This is a genomic window from Microcoleus sp. B6-A1 (genome assembly GCF_036705085.1).
Lineage (GTDB): Bacteria > Cyanobacteriota > Cyanobacteriia > Cyanobacteriales > Microcoleaceae > Microcoleus.
This window is the reverse complement of record NZ_JAUBTU010000001.1, coordinates 111,000-127,268: the sequence shown is the minus strand read 5'-3', so window position 1 is coordinate 127,268 and position 16,269 is coordinate 111,000. Positions and strand designations below refer to the sequence as shown.

Genomic DNA, 16,269 nt, shown 5'->3' with positions numbered 1-16,269 from the left:
ATGCTGTGTCCTACTTGCAGAGAGTTGAAACTCTTGTAAAATACTTCGGTTGAGTGGTGAAAAAATTGCAGCTTTGCTTCAGCAATTCTTCTAACCCTTCAACCTGCCTCAGCCAGACAGTGCCGTTGCTTCCAGCTACAGCAATTTGCTTTCCGTCTCGACTCCAACTGACACTAACAACATTTTCCTCAAACTCAAATTGAGCAACCTGCCGCCCCGCTAAATTCCACAGCCGTACAGTCTTGTCAATTCCCACTGTAGCCAGCCGTTCTCCATCGGGACTAAAACTAATTGATTTCGCATCTAAATGCAATGTTTGAAATTCCTTAACTAATTCTTTTTCTGACAAATTCCACAGCCCAACTTTGCCATTCAATGTTACTGTAGCAAAGCGATACTGGTGTGGAGCAGGAGTGAAACTGATCCCAATTGCTTGAACAGGCAGTGTTTTTTTCAGCTTGCCCGACAAATTCCAAATCCGCACTGTTGAGTTGCCATCTAAAGTCGTTATAAAATCGCCGTTTGGGCTAAAATTTACGCTTCTCACTAAGCCGTTGTGACCAGGGAGTTTCACGACGCTAGAAGATATTGATTTTGGCAGTTTTGACAAGTTCCAAATTGCAGCATTGCTGTCTATTCCTGCGGCAGCCAACAACAGTCCATCGGGACTAAAACTGATGCTAGTAACTGAGCCTTGAATCCCTTTGAATGTAGAAATATTTTTTCCTGATAAATTCCATATTTTAACTGTGCTGTCCCTTCCTGCGGTTGCTAAAAATTTACCGTTAGGGCTAAAGTTTACCATATTAACTGACTGCTGCCGAGCTTTCCATTCAACAATTTTTTGCCCGGACAAGTTCCAAATCCGAACACTATCGTCTATTCCGGCGCTTACTAAAACTTGGTGAGTGGGGCTAAAATTGACGCTGGTAACTGCACCGATATGAGCTTGCCACTTCATCTTTATTTGTGGTGGAAGAGATGAGGATTGAATCTGCTCTTTTTCGCTAATCTTATCGAGGATTACTTGTAAGGCTAGCAGCGGTATAGTAGCCGGATATTGTTCTAGACGTGGTTGATTTTTAACCAAAGTTTTTAACTTTTTTCCCGATGCGATCGCCCTCAGTAAAGCTTCTGATAAAGCTTCTGTGCTTTCGGTTTTTTGAGATACCGCCAACAATAAAGCATCGCTGCCATTTTGTTCTATCTCAATACTTGCTTGTGCTAGTTTAAACCGCTGGTAAGCGAGAGTTGAAAAGCCGATCGCTGTCAGTAACGATGCTGCCAGTACCGCAGAACCGATGCCGATCCACTGTTTGGCTTTTTGTTTGGCAGAGTCAGCTTCACTCAAAGCTTTTTCGGCATCATAGACAGCTTTTTTTGTTTCGAGTGTAGCTGAATGCAGCAGTTGATTTTGGTCGCTCAAAATAACTTTCTGGCTGGCAGTCAAAAACTGAAAATCTTCGTTTCTCAAACTTTTTCCTGCCGCCCAAACTAATGCTGACTGCAAATCATCCCCTCGCAACAGTTGGGAATCATCTTCACAGCTAGAATTTAGCCATAGTTTGATAGCTTCCGAGTAAGGCGAGAGTTTTTCTAATTTTTCTCCAAGTAATTCTTTGTTAAATACAGCTTGATAAATAGGATTAGAAATTGTTAATTTTTCCCCGCGCTTAACGATTAATCCGCTTAATCGCAACTCCATTTGTTCGGCACTGCCATCGGGGATAATTTCAGTTTGTTCTAAAATTTGCTGATATAATCCGAGTCTCCTCACAATCCGCTGGTTTTCTTTGAAAAGCCGATCGCGAATTGTGGACAAATGTTCTGGGACATCCTGAGATTCCCAATTCTCCACTATTTTCAAGCGCACTACCTTTTCAACCCACTCTTTAGAAGTGTTAATTTTATCTTTTCCCCCCCCTTGGCCACGGGCGGCTGCATCTTCCTCCCCCCCTTGGCCACGGGCGGCTGCATCTTCCTCCCCCCCTTGGCAAGGTGGGGCTGCATCTTCCTCCCCCCCTTGGCAAGGTGGGGCTGCATCTTCCTCCCCCCCTTGGCAAGGGGGGGCTGGGGGGGGTAAATTCGGGATTAATTGTGGATTTTCCAACAATAGTTTGCACAGCTTTTGAGTCAAAAAAGGCTGCCCGCCCGTCCAATACAAAACCTCTCTCAAAACTTCATTAGGGCTGTCTGTAAGCTCTGCCAAGCCCGCTGCTAGCGGTTGAGCTTCTGTTTCGTCAAAACCAGTTAATTCGATCGCCTTGCCAATATTAAAAGGGGTATTGCTGCTGGCATTTTGCTCGCGGCACAAATCCGTCGGCGATGCTACACCTAAGAGGGCCCAAGTTAGGCGATCGAACTCTGAATTGTTGGCGCGCTTGTTGTAGCAGGATCGAATTAAGGCTAAAAAATCGTCGGCGGGAAAATCTAGGGCGAGAATGCTGTCGATTTCGTCAATAAAAATGACAATATTGCTGGAAATGTTGGGTAATAGTACGGTTTCGATGAATTCGCTCAATCTTTGAACCGGAGTTAAAAAATTGCGATCGCGCCACCAAGTCCGCACGTTGACAATATCCGACAGGTTAAAGTTATTTTCGAGAATGCGTAGCAAACCAGCATACCACTGTTCGGGAGTTACGCCGCGATTGCCAATTTCCGAAATGTCGATCGCAGCACAAGCAATTCCTTCATTTCTCAGCCGCTGAATTGTCCGCACCTGCAAGCTAGATTTGCCCATTTGCCGGGAATTCAAAACATAGCAAAATTCCCCGGCTTTCAATCCGTTATAAAGGTCGTCGTCGGCTTGCCGCTTCACATAATTGGGAGCGTTATTTGTGAGACTGCCGCCGACTTGATAGTAACTGGGCTTTGTGGTAAAATTCATACAATAAAAAAGAACTTTAGGCGGTTTAAACCGCTCAATAGTCAAACGAAGTCCCTCTCTAAGAGACTAAAGAATCGAGGGGTTATTATAATTTTGTATGATTAATTGTACCACAATAAATAAATATACTTAATTAAATCTCAGATACAAAGGGCTAAAAAAGTTGCTATATGAGCATTTTTCCTTATTCCTGACATCCGTTACATCCGTTACATCCGTTACATAATCCGTTGCCGAACTTTCTTCTACTTACAGCATGAAAACTGATTGGACTGGATATAACGACGACAAAGACAAGTTAAGATCTGAAATTTGGTCTTTGCTGATTCAGCAAGCCGCATCTATTGGCGATCCGTTTGGTCATATTCCCAACTTTGTTGGTGCACAGGTGGCTGCCGAAAGATTGGCAACTTTACCAATATGGCAACAAGCAAAAACGATTAAGTGCAATCCAGATGCGGCGCAAAATCCGGTGCGGATGCAAGCTTTGCAAGAGGGAAAACGCCTGTATATGGCAGTGCCGCGATTGACAGACGATCGCTGTTTTGTTGAGTTAACTGCTGAGGATTTGCAGAGGCAAAATATATCAATTGCCGAAAGTGCGATCGCCCGCCAAGCACTGAGTTGCGGAACATTGGTAAGTTTTGCAGAAATGGAGCCGATTGATTTAGTAATAGTCGGGTGCGTAGCAGCAGGGCCGGGCGGTGGAAGAACCGGGAAAGGTGCAGGTTTTGCCGATTTGGAATTGGCTATGTTGAAGGAATTCGGGTTAGTACAAATCGATACGCCAATTGTAACAACAGTGCATCCTTTGCAAATAGTCTCAGATTTGCGTTTGCCAATGCAAGCTCACGATTGGGCGCTGAATTGGATTGTTACTGCTGAGGAGGTAATTGAGACTAATACAAGTTATCCGCGTCCAATTGGGTTAAACTGGGATAGTATACGGCCGGAACAGTTGGAAAAAATACCAATTTTGCGAAAGTTGAGAGAGCAATTAACCAATAACAAATAGCTTTCAATCACAATCAAGGCAAAAGAGCATCTACAGCGATCGCCCCAATTTCTATCCCTTCAATAATAATCGGTATAACAGCCGATCGCCCAAAATCCAACCTTTGACTGTAATCTGGCTGCTCAACTTCAACAAGAGGTTGAGAGTACACCTCAACCAGTCCTTCAACAAGATTCACAATCCAATAAATCGCAATTCCAGCGCGGGCATAAATCCGTTTTTTGACAGTGCGATCGCGCTGAAGCGTCGTATCTGATACTTCAATAATCAGGGCAATATCTTCAGCGCCCGGATGCCGATCGAGATACTGCCGCGTATCCCCTCGAACAACCACTATATCAGGTTCGGGTTCGCTGTTGGATAGCGTTATCGGTTCTTGGGAATCAACATACCACCCCGCAGGTAAAATATTCTCTAAAGCTGTTCTGACAAGACGAGTTGTGACTCGATGCGGTGGATTTTTGGGCATTTTGAAAACCAACCAACCTTCCAGCAATTCTACAGAGTCATCATCGGTGAGAATGCCAGCTTGAATTATCGCATGATACTGCTCGATGCTCAAGCGCCAAATCAGATCGTTCGGAATTGCTGCAACAGTTTCGACGGGCGGCATAACTGTAGGGGGGAGTTGATTATTGTCTTATTTTACTGTTTTTTTAACGAACCGCAAAGGCGCGAAGCAAGACAGAAGAAGACTGTAAGTTGATGATATATCTACTTTGTGGTGAACACGCGCCATGCAATGAAAGCAGTAAAACCTAGATAACCAAATACGGCTATCCAATCTAGCCAATTATCGGATGTTATCAAAAAAATATCGTTCATGGGTATCATTCACCTGATTATTAATTACAGAAATTATACCAAATCCTCGTTAGTTATCCCCATCTCTCTCTTCTGGATACTCTGCGTCCTCTGCGTCCTCTGCGGTTAAATCATTCCTATGCAACCGGAATTGAGAAGACTGGCTTTTTAGGAAAATTATATTAAGTCTTTTTAAGAGGTGTTGTATGCTTCGTCAAGAAATCTAACAGTGCTTCCGCCTGTGGGGATGGCTGTAAACTGGCGTAAGAATAGCGATACAAACCTCTGCAAATCAGAGATAACCGCGTTGGGAAATCAAGCACTGATGGGATATCGACAATCACATCATCAACTGGTGGAATATCCCCTCGCTGACAATATACGGCATAGCTAATTCGAGGCGATTTAGCCCGACTGCTGCTGCGGCTTCCCCAGTGAAAAACGTATTGATCCCAGCACGATAGAGTACCAGCTTGTGTCGGTAAAGCCCGGATATCTTCCAAGGCAAATTTAGTAGCTTTCGTCTTGAGATTTTTGATAGCTTCAGCATACTCTGGATCGCGGTTTGCCGGAATCATGTACATACATGAATTGAGGGGATTGGCCTCAGTAATTGTCACCCAGAGAGTAAGCACTGTCGGCCTACCGTTGGAGTCTATAGTATTTTCGTACTCGGCGTCGCGGTGAGGCTCAAATCCTTTGCCACTGTCAGAAGTTTCTATGTAATAAACCCAAAAATTTGGAACTAGCTTGTAGCCGTTTCCCAAAATTCCTGTCAAGGTTGAGTTAAAGTAACCAAATGCTTGATAGAAGACATCGTAGACGAGGGCAAACATTGTCGGAAACCCGGCTTTTCGGACATTTTCTATACAGTCGCGCATCTGGTGAATAGTCGCAGCAGGTATTACGCTAGGTGTTTGGAAATAGCCTTCTTCTCGCAGTTGCAGCCTGTACTCGTCAATTTCTGCTTTTTGGATTCCCGACACTTCTGAAAAGCCTTCAAATGGTCGATCGGAAATAGTTGAATTGGGGTTGAGCTCGCGCCAGTAGTTAATATCTTCTGCTTGGGGCAGAAGTGGAATTAATTTATCTAAGTCAAGAGACTTTCTCAGAGTCACGGTTTCTTCAGTCATCGATCCTATTTTACGTTGATACTGCACAGGGAAAAGCCGGATCGCCATGATGCGATATTTGTGCTGCTCTTTCCCCCTACTGCTGATTCTACGTCATTAACGAGCTAAAATCTCCAATTAATTAACTCCCCAATTAGTTTTAAAATATTGTCGATACAGTTCGCACCTGGGCACGCACTCGTTCCCCTGCAATCTCACCAACCCCAAACTGTCTAATTTAAACGCCTGCATCGCCTTTAGTTGCACCGGAGAATCCGCCGCCACAATCTCTCTCATCCCCTGCGCCAACTCTGGATATTCTTCTAAATTCCACAACTGCCGGCGCAAATGGTCGCTGTAAATTCCCGCATCTGCGATCGCAGTTTCTTTTAATTCATCGAGTGTCAAACCCGATCGCGAAATGTGATATAATGCAACTCGCACTAAATACGGATGACCGCCCACAATTCCCATCAAATCCTCAACTTCTGCCTCCGACCAATTCAAGTTGTGGCGCGCTGCTAAATCTTGTATTTGCTGAGAGTTGAATTCGGGCAAATCTACGGGCAGTCCGACGTTAAAAGGCGATTGATTGATGTTCATCGGGATGTAAACTTCGGTGGAGTGAACTACAATTAATCGCAGTTTTTTCCAGATGTCGCGCCGCTTCGATTCTTCGTGCCACGCCCGCAGCAGTCCTAAAAAGTCTTCGGCAATGTCGGGATATTGGAAAACGCGATCGATCTCGTCTAATCCTAAAATTAAAGGACTGTCGATTTGCGGCAAAATATATTTTTCAAAGTAATCTTTGCAGTTGACTTTGCTGCCAAAAATCTCGTCCCAATAATCGTCTAATTGATTGGGTAAGTGCAACTCGCGCCCGACGTAAGCGCAAAACCACTTTAAGAATTTATCTAAGTTGGCAAATACGGCTTTATCTACTAACTGAAAAGTTAGCGGCACTGTGCAATAGCCTTGACGGGCTCCGTGATGCAAAATTCTTGCCATCAAGGAAGTTTTGCCCATTTGTCTCGGTGCTTTAATTCTAATTAACGCGCTGGGCTGCACAATAGTTTGATAACAGCGTTCTTCGATGGGCGGGCGTTCTACATAAAATTGAGAAGCGACATCGACTTGTCCTCCCGGTAATTCTGGTTCGGCGGCGGGTAGAGGTATTTCGTCGCTGCTAATTTCTAATAGCTGTTTTTGTGTTAAATCTTCCGTTTGTTCTGTAACCGGTGCGGGTTTTTCTGCTAGCAAATTCAGAACTTCTTCGATAATAATTGGAGTGTCGGCGGTGGTTTTCCATTCCCTCTGTTTGATGCGGTACAGATAGCCCCGCAAGTCGTGATTTAGAGGCGCGTTCAGGGGGAAACCGACGCGGATGGGGAGAATTATTGGTTTTTTGTCATGGCGCGAGTCTTGGAGTTCTTTTGCTTGCTGAACTTGATATGTTAGTAGTTCGCTTTGGTTTCCCGTTGGCGGTAACAGTAGCAGCAAATAATCGCATTCTTGGAGGAATAAATTAATGCGATCGAACCAATTATCTCCTAATCTAATGTTATTTTCTGCTGTGAAAACTGTATGACCGATCGCGCTTAAGGCCGTTTCTAACTGTTTTCCCAACTCGCGATCGGGTTCGGCGCTGCGATAACTGACAAATACTTTAACAATTCTGCTGCTGGTGGCTGTTTCCCCCGCTGGTGGCAAATTGTCCAGCTCGTCTAAATTTTCCGGTTCCTCAAGTTTAGCCGATCGATGGTCGCTAGCAGCCAGAGTCATCTCAAAAGCCGCGAACAACTGCCGAATTTTACTCAAATCCGCACCTTCTCTACCCTGCTTAATTTTGCTGACTGTATCGGCACCGACGCCAGATTCAGCCTCGATTTCCGTCAGAGTACCTCTAATGTTATGTCGGTCAGACCATTCTTGGAGCGCCTCGTTAAGTTTCTTTAAGCCAGAGGCAGTGAGAATGCGACCACGATCGCGTTTTGACTTGAGCACTTCGCTTGCACTGAAAGGGGAACGAATCTAGAAATTTTAACGCCTTAAGTCCCTATTTTAGGCGATTTTAAGGAAGATAGTCAGCCAGCCGGAATTTAAGGGATTTTACTTGAAGAGGTTTTTGGGGCGATCGACTCCTCAAACTCTGTCCTGATAACGGCTTCAACAGTTGAATATATTTGAGGAGAAAAAGTTTTTCTTAACTCCCCAATCTCCGCCGCTAATGACGATTTAACTTTTTAGAGTAGATACACGAAGCAAAAAAGGAGAACCCAAATGAACAAAATCTTACACAGACTGGCAATGGCCGCTTTGGGAACTGCCGCCATTTTCACAATTAATACACTCAATAATTTAACAGAAGCATCAGCCGCTGGTAAATTTGACCAACCAGAAATTTATCAAAACACAGTTTTTCCACTTGGCGTACCGGGTCAGTTCCATAAATAGGCAAATTCATTGATTGATTGATTTAATTTAATTAAGGAGAAATTATGAAGTCTACACTGTGTTCGCCGCAACCTATAGCTACAAAATCAGACTCGGTTGATGCTGAGGCGATCGATGCCTGCACTGCACTTGCGTGGGTGGAATTGGTAGCATTAGATGCCAGCGCTCTCACGGGGGATGATTGGCTGGCTTTGTGCGATGATATAGATAGCGGGGAAATCTACCGCTGCTGGTTTTTGTGGCGCGATCGCGAAGTTAGCGGTAATTGGGAAGCTTACGATCCTTTGAGCGATCGCCGATTTGTTGCTAAGGGAAAAGTTTTTCTCAAAGCCGCGATCGACTCCCTCGAAGATGCTAGAAATCGGGAAGTCGCCTAACTTGAATTCATCGAAGGCGAATAAAATTTGTGCCTACAAAATAAGAATTCTGCCAAGAGAATTCGCCAGTGTACAAAGTTTTGTCCGCCTGCGCGAGACAGGAAGAAAAAGGGGTAATAGAACCGGATTTGATATGAGTCCCGGAAACGGAATACTCTCAGAGAAAATAAAAAAAATACGGCTGGGGGCAAGAATTGACTGTATGATGCTAGGTGCTTCATCTCGAAAGCGGTTGATAACGTTTTTCCTGCCGCTTTATCGCTGCCGCCGTTCCACTTTTTCTCTTTAAACATGACTCTAAAACTGCGATGGCTGTTGCCGGCCGCCCTTAGTCTTTTCTCGATCGCCCTGCCCGCAAAAGCTGATACACTAACATCTTGGCACTTCGATGCCCGCGAAAACCAACTCAATTTAACCACAGATTCAGGAGTGCAGCCGGAAGTTAAACTAATCGCCAATCCCACCCGCTTAGTAATTGATTTACCGGGAATAGTTTTGGAATATCCCGAAACTCCTCAAAGCTACAATTCAGCTATTCAACAAATTAGAGTCGGGCAATTTGACACCGGAACTACCAGGTTAGTGATACAATTAACTCCCGGTTATAAGTTAGACCCGCAAAAAGTCCGAGTCATTAGAGAATCTGCCACGCGCTGGTCATTTCAGTTGCCAAATCCAGAGCAAATAGCGGGCAACGAGTTTTTGCAACCAACACCTATTACCCAGATAGAACAAAAACCCAGTCAAGTTCCCCTAACTGCTTCTTCAGCCACTCCGAGAAATTATGACGCTGATTTGGGGATTTCAACAGGTTCCGAAATGAGCGCAATCAAGCCTCAAATCGAAAGTGCGATCGCACAGTATAGATCCCTCAGCGCCGGAATGTTTTTTCTGGATTTAGATACAGGAAACTATTTGGATATCAAGGGCGATCGAGTATTTCCGGCCGCCAGTACCATCAAACTACCAATTCTGATTGCTTTTTATCAAGATGTAGACGCGGGCAAAGTTAGCCTAGACGAAACATTAGTTATGAAGCCCGACTTAGTTGCCAGCGGTTCTGGAACTATGCAAGACAGACCAAATGGCACTCGGTTTAGCATCAGAGAAACCGTAGATAAAATGATTACCATCAGCGACAATACAGCCACCAACATGATTATTGAACGTTTGGGGGGAATTGCTAAACTCAACGAGCGTTTTCGCAATTGGGGATTAACTGATACGAGAATTCGCAATTGGCTCGGTGATTTTCAAGGAACAAATACCACAAGTTCTGTGGATATGGTAAAGTTGCTGGCGATGCTGTCTGGCGATAAATTAGTCTCTGAATCGAGTCGCGAACAAGCTTTAGAATTACTGCGGCACACAACAACTAGAACGCTTTTGCCATCCGGTTTGGGGCCCGGTGCAGTTATTGCTGACAAAACCGGAGATATCGGGTTTGTGGTTGGCGATGCGGGAATTATTGATATGCCCAACGGTAAGCGTTATTTAGCGGCAATCTTTGTCAAACGTCCTTACAATGACCCGATTGTGAGAGATTTTGTGCGTCGAATTTCGCGGATTGTTTACAATTATTTAGACCAACCTGCGGCGAGAGTACCGGATAATTTACGTTAATCTGAGATGTTGCACCATTGTCAATCAGCCTTTTGAACGGACTCTGGGGCCCCTTCCACAAGAAAATCTACTCTTTGTGGAACAGGCATCTTGCCTGTTCTTGAGAAGCAATATCTCACGTTGATCAGACAATTCGGCGATTGAAATCGCTACTAAACAAACAAAGTCCGCGTTCGCGGACTTGAAGAGAAGATTTTTAATTACTAAGGACTATTCTTTGCGCTCAATTGCTACAGTCAAATGAGCCGCAACTGCCCCCACTGTAGCAAGTACAGCAGCAATTGGAAAGACTACTGAGCCGGCAACGCCGCCTACCAATCCAGCCATCAGCGGAATGTCTGCCAAAGTCCGCCCTTGCGAGTTTTTGATGACGAGGCGGCGGAGTTTTCCTTGCTGAATTAGTTCTTTGACTTTACCAATTAGGCTGTCGCCGCTAATCTTAAATTCTTCCACTCTGACTTTTTCCTCTGTGGCAAATTCTGAGGCAAATACATGAGTTTCAACTGTTGGGTTGGCTGAATTCCCTGCCGCTGCTGTTTCGTCTTGTAGAATTGTTACTTGTTGTTCTATTTGTGAGTTCATTTTGTGTAAGGGCGGGTGAAAACCAGCCGTTTAATTTCTATACCCTTATCTTCGGCGATCGCACTTGGGAATGACAGGCAAGGAAACCCTACAATCTGCATTCGTACTTTCCACCCCCGCCTTTTTACTCAAAAGATTATTTTTGTGGCGTTAGATCGGGGCGGATTTATCTCTTCCTAAAGGTAGAGAAGATCTTATTGAAACTGCCCGTCTCTAGATACAAGTAAGGTGCCTATGCCAGCCATTTCAAGGTGGCTGCTGTCTGTTGCATCTTTAAGTTGGACACCAAGCGAAGTAAAGTCAGGGAAAATTATTAAAATTAAAACTTTATATTTCTACAATGACTTCAAAAGTGATTGCTATCTAGGCACAATCAAGCTAGGGCTTGCAATGCCAGTTCTCAAAAGCACCCCAGAGATAGCGATCTCACTGGCGAAGTACAATAAAATCAGAAACGCAAACTGAGTAAATCAACGAACATCTGAATCAAGATATTAAGCTTGCAGGTTTAGCTCAATTGCTGGGCATGAGTCAATTTCATTTCAGCCATCTGTTGAAGCAGTTGATAGGCACATCTCCCTAACAATATTCGATCGCGCAACGGGTAAAACGGCAGAAGCAGTTGTTGAAATAAAAAGAGCGATCGATTAAGGAAGCGCGATCGCAGCTATTTGACATAAATAGTTTGAGCAGTAGAGAGAATTTCAAAGGCGGCGAATCCAGTTGGAACTGCGATCGATCGCCCGTTTACTGATTAGATCGACTCGTCTACTTAGCACTGCTTCGAGTTCTTCCTGCATTTGGGCGCGATCGAGTAAACTCCAGTCGGCCGTGGGGGCAAAAGCCACTAGGATATCGATGTCGCTGTCTGCATGAAAGTCGTCACGAAGGATCGAACCAAAGAGCGAGAGTTCGATGATTTGCCACTGTTGGCAGAATTTGGTGATTTGGTCAATTGGTAGGGCGATCGGGGTTTTCATTCAGCCTCCTCGTCATCTATGCAGATTCTAAGTGAATAACTAGAATCTCTTCCTGGTTTCTGATAAATTAATAACTCCATTGATTGAGAACCACAAACTGATTATTGAGGTCACATTCTGCCGTCTCTAAATTATCAATTGCCTTCACAATCGCCTGATAACTCATATTTTTAGAAGCCTCAGAATCTTGATAAACTGCCAAAATTCCTGAATGTTCTGGGTTCGCTTGATGCAACTGCTGAAAGTCATCACAATTGCGTGTAAGCAGCACTCTCTCATTTTCTCTGGCAGCGTCTAGCACGACTGAATCTGGATGATTCATTAAATCCAATGTATTGACTGTGGCTACATCGTGACCGGCTGCCTGAAGAAGATTGACTAAATACTTTGCTTGAGAATCTTCGTCAAGCAGCATTCGTAGGCTCAACTTGGACTCCTTTTACTTCCAATCGATAGCGTTCCTCGTCTGCTTCTAATTTTAAAAGTTCTTGATTATTCTCACAGTAATCAATCACCTCATAGATAGTAGAAAGTGGTAAATCCCAATTTTCGGCTGCTTGTTCCGGTGACATCCCATTAGCAGTCATGTCTCCCCAAATAGTCGATGCTAGTAATTTACGTCCCTTAATGTAAAGTTGTTTGCGCCAAGCATGAGGACGTGAAACTAAATATTGCCAATTGTAGATTTCTGGTGTACTTTGCAGGGATTGAACGATCGCACCTAGCAGGGCCAGGCGATCGCTGACTGATAGTTGGCTGGCTTTTTCTTTAAGCTCTTGCAAGGACATAAAAAAATACTCCAACAAAGGTTGGTATTTGAATTATAGTACATTGGAAGGCGATCGAGATTGACATAAACCTTTTGAGCATCAGGGTCAGGTAAATAACTGTTTATACTGATGACTATTTTTTAGACATCCGGTATGAGTGGCAGACGACGAATACGAATACGGCTTGGCTCGACCGAAATGGCCGATCCTTGTTCTAAATCCTCCTCGCACTCAGCAATTACCATCAGCAGCAAATCCGTTAATGCTTGGGCGCGTAACCTTTCAATCCGAACGCGAATAACTGAGGGAGAAGCTGCTTCATCAAGTGCTAGCAATGTATGAAAATCTGCATCGAGTGTAACAACCACACGTTCCTCTTCTCTGGCTTTCTGGATGATTTCGGAATCTTCGGCTTGAGACATACCAATTTCACCAACATGGATGGTGTCGATACCTGCATCACGTAATAATGCTGCCGCAGAAAGTGGTAATCCCTGGTCAAGCAACAGCTTCATAGTGATTAGGTAGCTCAATGATGCGATCGTCAAGGTAAGAGGATACAAAAATTAGGGCTTGCCGGATATCTTCATCCTCTAGTTCTGGAAACTCTTGATGTAGTTCTTCTCGATCGGGATAAGTTGCTAGCAACTCGATCACCCGACGAACAGTAAGCCGAAGATCGCGAATACATGGTTGCCCGTTCATCCGCTTTGGATTGCTTGTAATACGATCTATTTTCATTTTGACCCTCGCAACCTCAAGATTAGTTCTGACGAAACCATATCAAGTGTCCCAGTTAAGTGGAGTTGGTCTCTCTATTTTAGTCGTTCTGTTGATCCCGTCTACGCGCACAAAATCGTCAGCGTTGGCACTTTCAGCTTTGATAATTTCCCCCCAAGGGATGTATTCATAATCAGGCAACCAAGCATCTTGTCTTCGCAGGAGAAAATCCAGAAAAAGTCTCGGATCTTTTAAACTATCTTCAGTTACTTTGAGCGTGCATTCTTCAGTGCGAAATTTGTAACCAACATGAGTACCACTGGCAATATAAATATCCCATTTCTTGGGGTTCCAACCGTCGGCTATGGGCGTACCCCGCGCTTCCATTTCCTCTGCATATTCCGGTAACTCTTGGGGTAAAATCTCAAAAACCTCTTCGGTGTAATCTACACCCCACTCGAACTCTTCAATACATTTACCATTCTCAAATAGCTGATACGCAGAACTACCTGATGTATCTTCATTCTGTAAATAAAGGCATCGAGTTTTCAATAACTCAGACACCTGAGAAACCTTGCTCTTTACACACACATTGATTGGAAAAACTATACTCCACGGATGTCCTTGATACTGATATATAAGTGACATCCAGCAATCACTAGGATGATACTGCTTACCCCATACGTTTAGCTCTAAATTCCCACCAAATACTTGGGAAATCACCGGACTGCTTAATTCAATGGGAGCTTTGACTAAAAGAATGCCAACCTTATTTGCTTCCAGTTCTATAAACTGAAAACCTCGCCTTTTTGATAGTGCTACTTCTGATATCATAGAAAAACAAAGGGTCAAGTGTGAAATTAATTTGGAACCTTCACTTTTTTAGTCGAGATTGTTTCTATAATTGTGTCACAAATGCGTTACAATATATGATATAACCTAAAATACCGCAATTCGCTCACCGATGTCAAAAGTTAGGTAGATAATTTTATATACTCATGACTATTTTTACTCTGCGATCGATCAAAAAAGACTTCGGCATCAAGGAACTCTTGACAGATGCCAGCTTCAGCCTCGATGAAGGCGATAAAGTCGGACTCATCGGCACTAACGGTTCCGGGAAATCAACGCTGCTGAAAATGATTGCAGGCTTGGAGTCGATCGACTCTGGCGATCGCTGGGTCAATCCAGGGTCTACAATTGTCTATCTCCCCCAACAGCCGGATTTAGACGAAAATCACACTGTCTTAGAGCAAGTATTTGCCGACAGTGGCGAACAAATGGCTTTAGTGCGAGAATACGAGGAAATTTCCGATCAACTTTCCCACGGCAAAGGCGATACAGACAAGTTGATGGCGCGTCTGTCTGCGGTATCTGAACGCATTGATGAGGTGGATGGGTGGGACTTGGAAACCAAGGCAAAATTGATTTTGACCAAGTTGGGGATTGAGGATTTTGATGCGAAAATTGCCGACTTGTCCGGCGGCTACCGCAAGCGAATTGCCTTAGCAACGGCTTTATTGTCGGAACCCGATGTGTTGCTGATGGATGAACCGACAAACCACTTGGATGCGCTGTCTGTCGAGTGGTTGCAGAACTATTTGAACGGCTATCGCGGTGCTTTGCTACTGATTACGCACGATCGCTATTTTCTCGATCGCGTTACCAATCGCATCCTAGAGATCGATCGCGGCGACCTTTACAATTATGCTGGCAATTACGCTTATTACTTGGAGAAAAAAGCCCTAGCTGAAGAATCCGCCGCCAGCAGTGTTCGCAAACACGCGGGTGTATTGCGGCGCGAATTGGAATGGCTCAAACGCGGGCCGAAGGCGCGCAGTACCAAGCAAAAAGCTCGGATCGATCGCATTAAAGATATGCGAGCCCAGGAGTTCAAAACAGCCAACGGCAAAGTCGAAATTGCCACAGCCGGCCGCCGGATTGGTAAGAAGGTGATTGAGTTACTGAATATCTCTAAAGCTTACGGCGATCGCACTTTAATTAAAGATTTTACCTACAATTTCACACCCGAAGACCGGATTGGAATTATTGGCTGCAACGGTGCAGGAAAATCGACGCTGATGGATATCATCACCGGACGCATTCAGCCGGATTCGGGTACTGTCGAAATTGGTACAACCATTCATATCGGTTATTTTGACCAGCATTCAGAGGATTTGACGCCGAACGAAGACCAGCGAGTTATTGAATACTTGAAAAGTGTGGCGGAATTGGTGCAAACGGCGGATGGGGAAATCATTACCGCTTCTCAAATGTTGGAAAAGTTTCTGTTTCCACCGAACCAACAGTATGCACCGATTAACAAACTTTCGGGCGGGGAAAAGCGCCGGTTATTTCTGTTGAAAGTGCTGATGAGTGCGCCGAACGTCCTGATTTTGGATGAACCGACAAACGACCTAGACGTGCAGACTTTGGCGGTTTTGGAGGATTATCTCGAAGATTTTAACGGCTGCGTGATTGTGGTGTCCCACGATCGCTATTTTCTCGATCGCACGATCGACATGGTTTTCGCCTTGGAGCCTGGGGGCAATTTGCGCTTGTATCCCGGCAATTATTCGGTGTATTTAGATTACAAAAAAGCGGAAGAAGCCAAGGAACTCAAAGGGCAAAAAGAAAAAGAAAAACTTACACGCACGGCGGCTGAATCTAATAATTCAAAATCCCAAAGCTCCACTCAAAAATCTACCAAAATTTCCTTCAATGATAAGCGGGAATACGAACAATTAGAAAGTCAAATTCCGCAGATGGAAGCTGAGAAACAAGAGATTGAGAAGAGGTTGTCTAACAATGCTCCGAGCGGATTTGCGGAGGTAAAGAAGTTATCGGATCGTTTAGCTCAGTTGACGCAGCAGATCGATCATGCGACTGAGCGCTGGTTGGAATTGGCGGAACGGGTGGGTTAATTTGGGTTGTCCGAGTGT

17 protein-coding genes are annotated in these 16,269 nt (G+C 44.5%); 6 read left to right on the top strand and 11 right to left on the bottom strand.

Annotation, left to right across the window (positions count from 1 at the left end):
• Positions 1 to 10: 10 nt before the first annotated feature.
• Complete coding sequence (locus tag QUB11_RS00495) at positions 11 to 2,890, bottom strand: AAA-like domain-containing protein (RefSeq protein ID WP_333198766.1); 2,880 nt, start codon at positions 2,888 to 2,890, stop codon at positions 11 to 13.
• Positions 2,891 to 3,146: 256 nt separating this feature from the next.
• Here QUB11_RS00495 and QUB11_RS00490 point away from each other — a divergent pair, with 256 nt between their 5' ends.
• Positions 3,147 to 3,905, top strand: coding sequence for a 5-formyltetrahydrofolate cyclo-ligase (locus QUB11_RS00490; RefSeq protein WP_333198764.1), 759 nt, complete (start codon positions 3,147 to 3,149; stop codon positions 3,903 to 3,905).
• Between the two features lie 13 nt (positions 3,906 to 3,918).
• On the opposite strand, the gene QUB11_RS00485 is transcribed toward QUB11_RS00490, so the two are convergent.
• From QUB11_RS00485 to QUB11_RS00475, 3 genes are all read right to left on the bottom strand, one after another.
• Positions 3,919 to 4,518, bottom strand: a complete 600-nt coding sequence (locus tag QUB11_RS00485) for a Uma2 family endonuclease (protein WP_333198762.1) — start codon at positions 4,516 to 4,518, stop codon at positions 3,919 to 3,921.
• A 373-nt stretch (positions 4,519 to 4,891) separates the two neighbouring features.
• Positions 4,892 to 5,842: a phytanoyl-CoA dioxygenase family protein gene (locus QUB11_RS00480; protein ID WP_333198760.1), complete on the bottom strand. Its 951-nt coding sequence runs from the start codon at positions 5,840 to 5,842 to the stop codon at positions 4,892 to 4,894.
• Positions 5,843 to 5,959: 117 nt separating this feature from the next.
• Positions 5,960 to 7,825 (bottom strand): AAA-like domain-containing protein, encoded by a 1,866-nt coding sequence (locus tag QUB11_RS00475; RefSeq protein ID WP_333198758.1) that lies wholly within the window; start codon positions 7,823 to 7,825, stop codon positions 5,960 to 5,962.
• Between the two features lie 276 nt (positions 7,826 to 8,101).
• On the opposite strand from QUB11_RS00475, the gene QUB11_RS00470 reads away from it, so the two are divergent.
• The 3 genes from QUB11_RS00470 (at position 8,102) to QUB11_RS00460 (ending at position 10,275) form a co-directional block, all read left to right on the top strand.
• A complete protein-coding gene (locus tag QUB11_RS00470; RefSeq protein ID WP_333153126.1) occupies positions 8,102 to 8,275 on the top strand; it encodes a hypothetical protein in 174 nt (57 codons plus the stop codon).
• A 44-nt stretch (positions 8,276 to 8,319) separates the two neighbouring features.
• Complete coding sequence (locus QUB11_RS00465; protein WP_006633666.1) at positions 8,320 to 8,652, top strand: hypothetical protein; 333 nt, start codon at positions 8,320 to 8,322, stop codon at positions 8,650 to 8,652.
• 291 nt (positions 8,653 to 8,943) lie between these two features.
• Complete coding sequence (locus tag QUB11_RS00460; protein WP_333198756.1) at positions 8,944 to 10,275, top strand: serine hydrolase; 1,332 nt, start codon at positions 8,944 to 8,946, stop codon at positions 10,273 to 10,275.
• Between the two features lie 210 nt (positions 10,276 to 10,485).
• Here QUB11_RS00460 and QUB11_RS00455 read toward each other — a convergent pair whose 3' ends face one another.
• On the bottom strand, positions 10,486 to 10,857 hold the full coding sequence (locus tag QUB11_RS00455) for a DUF4342 domain-containing protein (protein WP_333198755.1): 372 nt from the start codon (positions 10,855 to 10,857) through the stop codon (positions 10,486 to 10,488).
• 469 nt (positions 10,858 to 11,326) lie between these two features.
• Here QUB11_RS00455 and QUB11_RS00450 point away from each other — a divergent pair, with 469 nt between their 5' ends.
• Positions 11,327 to 11,440: a helix-turn-helix transcriptional regulator gene (locus tag QUB11_RS00450; RefSeq protein ID WP_333199000.1), complete on the top strand. Its 114-nt coding sequence runs from the start codon at positions 11,327 to 11,329 to the stop codon at positions 11,438 to 11,440.
• A gap of 121 nt (positions 11,441 to 11,561) precedes the next feature.
• Here QUB11_RS00450 and QUB11_RS00445 read toward each other — a convergent pair whose 3' ends face one another.
• The 6 genes from QUB11_RS00445 to QUB11_RS00420 form a co-directional block, all read right to left on the bottom strand.
• Complete coding sequence (locus tag QUB11_RS00445) at positions 11,562 to 11,837, bottom strand: nucleotidyltransferase family protein (RefSeq protein ID WP_333198753.1); 276 nt, start codon at positions 11,835 to 11,837, stop codon at positions 11,562 to 11,564.
• 67 nt (positions 11,838 to 11,904) lie between these two features.
• A complete protein-coding gene (locus tag QUB11_RS00440) occupies positions 11,905 to 12,252 on the bottom strand; it encodes a DUF5615 family PIN-like protein (protein ID WP_333256389.1) in 348 nt (115 codons plus the stop codon).
• Positions 12,242 to 12,625 (bottom strand): hypothetical protein, encoded by a 384-nt coding sequence (locus tag QUB11_RS00435; RefSeq protein ID WP_333198749.1) that lies wholly within the window; start codon positions 12,623 to 12,625, stop codon positions 12,242 to 12,244. The genes QUB11_RS00440 and QUB11_RS00435 overlap by 11 nt, the downstream gene beginning before the upstream one ends.
• Before the next feature lie 122 nt (positions 12,626 to 12,747).
• Positions 12,748 to 13,122, bottom strand: a complete 375-nt coding sequence (locus QUB11_RS00430) for a DUF5615 family PIN-like protein (protein WP_333198747.1) — start codon at positions 13,120 to 13,122, stop codon at positions 12,748 to 12,750.
• Positions 13,106 to 13,348, bottom strand: a complete 243-nt coding sequence (locus QUB11_RS00425; RefSeq protein ID WP_333198745.1) for a DUF433 domain-containing protein — start codon at positions 13,346 to 13,348, stop codon at positions 13,106 to 13,108. Before QUB11_RS00425 ends, QUB11_RS00430 begins: the two co-directional genes overlap by 17 nt.
• A gap of 42 nt (positions 13,349 to 13,390) precedes the next feature.
• Positions 13,391 to 14,161: a hypothetical protein gene (locus tag QUB11_RS00420; RefSeq protein WP_333198743.1), complete on the bottom strand. Its 771-nt coding sequence runs from the start codon at positions 14,159 to 14,161 to the stop codon at positions 13,391 to 13,393.
• A 164-nt stretch (positions 14,162 to 14,325) separates the two neighbouring features.
• Here QUB11_RS00420 and QUB11_RS00415 point away from each other — a divergent pair, with 164 nt between their 5' ends.
• On the top strand, positions 14,326 to 16,251 hold the full coding sequence (locus QUB11_RS00415) for an ABC-F family ATP-binding cassette domain-containing protein (protein ID WP_333198741.1): 1,926 nt from the start codon (positions 14,326 to 14,328) through the stop codon (positions 16,249 to 16,251).
• Positions 16,252 to 16,269 lie beyond the last annotated feature (18 nt).

Coding starts and splice junctions, on each gene's coding strand:
- QUB11_RS00495 (WP_333198766.1), bottom strand. CDS start 2,890: ATGAATTTTACCACAAAGCCCAGTTACTATCAAGTCGGCGGCAGTCTC.
- QUB11_RS00490 (WP_333198764.1), top strand. CDS start 3,147: ATGAAAACTGATTGGACTGGATATAACGACGACAAAGACAAGTTAAGA.
- QUB11_RS00485 (WP_333198762.1), bottom strand. CDS start 4,518: ATGCCGCCCGTCGAAACTGTTGCAGCAATTCCGAACGATCTGATTTGG.
- QUB11_RS00480 (WP_333198760.1), bottom strand. CDS start 5,842: ATGACTGAAGAAACCGTGACTCTGAGAAAGTCTCTTGACTTAGATAAA.
- QUB11_RS00470 (WP_333153126.1), top strand. CDS start 8,102: ATGAACAAAATCTTACACAGACTGGCAATGGCCGCTTTGGGAACTGCC.
- QUB11_RS00465 (WP_006633666.1), top strand. CDS start 8,320: ATGAAGTCTACACTGTGTTCGCCGCAACCTATAGCTACAAAATCAGAC.
- QUB11_RS00460 (WP_333198756.1), top strand. CDS start 8,944: ATGACTCTAAAACTGCGATGGCTGTTGCCGGCCGCCCTTAGTCTTTTC.
- QUB11_RS00455 (WP_333198755.1), bottom strand. CDS start 10,857: ATGAACTCACAAATAGAACAACAAGTAACAATTCTACAAGACGAAACA.
- QUB11_RS00445 (WP_333198753.1), bottom strand. CDS start 11,837: ATGAAAACCCCGATCGCCCTACCAATTGACCAAATCACCAAATTCTGC.
- QUB11_RS00440 (WP_333256389.1), bottom strand. CDS start 12,252: ATGCTGCTTGACGAAGATTCTCAAGCAAAGTATTTAGTCAATCTTCTT.
- QUB11_RS00435 (WP_333198749.1), bottom strand. CDS start 12,625: ATGTCCTTGCAAGAGCTTAAAGAAAAAGCCAGCCAACTATCAGTCAGC.
- QUB11_RS00430 (WP_333198747.1), bottom strand. CDS start 13,122: ATGAAGCTGTTGCTTGACCAGGGATTACCACTTTCTGCGGCAGCATTA.
- QUB11_RS00425 (WP_333198745.1), bottom strand. CDS start 13,348: ATGAAAATAGATCGTATTACAAGCAATCCAAAGCGGATGAACGGGCAA.
- QUB11_RS00420 (WP_333198743.1), bottom strand. CDS start 14,161: ATGATATCAGAAGTAGCACTATCAAAAAGGCGAGGTTTTCAGTTTATA.
- QUB11_RS00415 (WP_333198741.1), top strand. CDS start 14,326: ATGACTATTTTTACTCTGCGATCGATCAAAAAAGACTTCGGCATCAAG.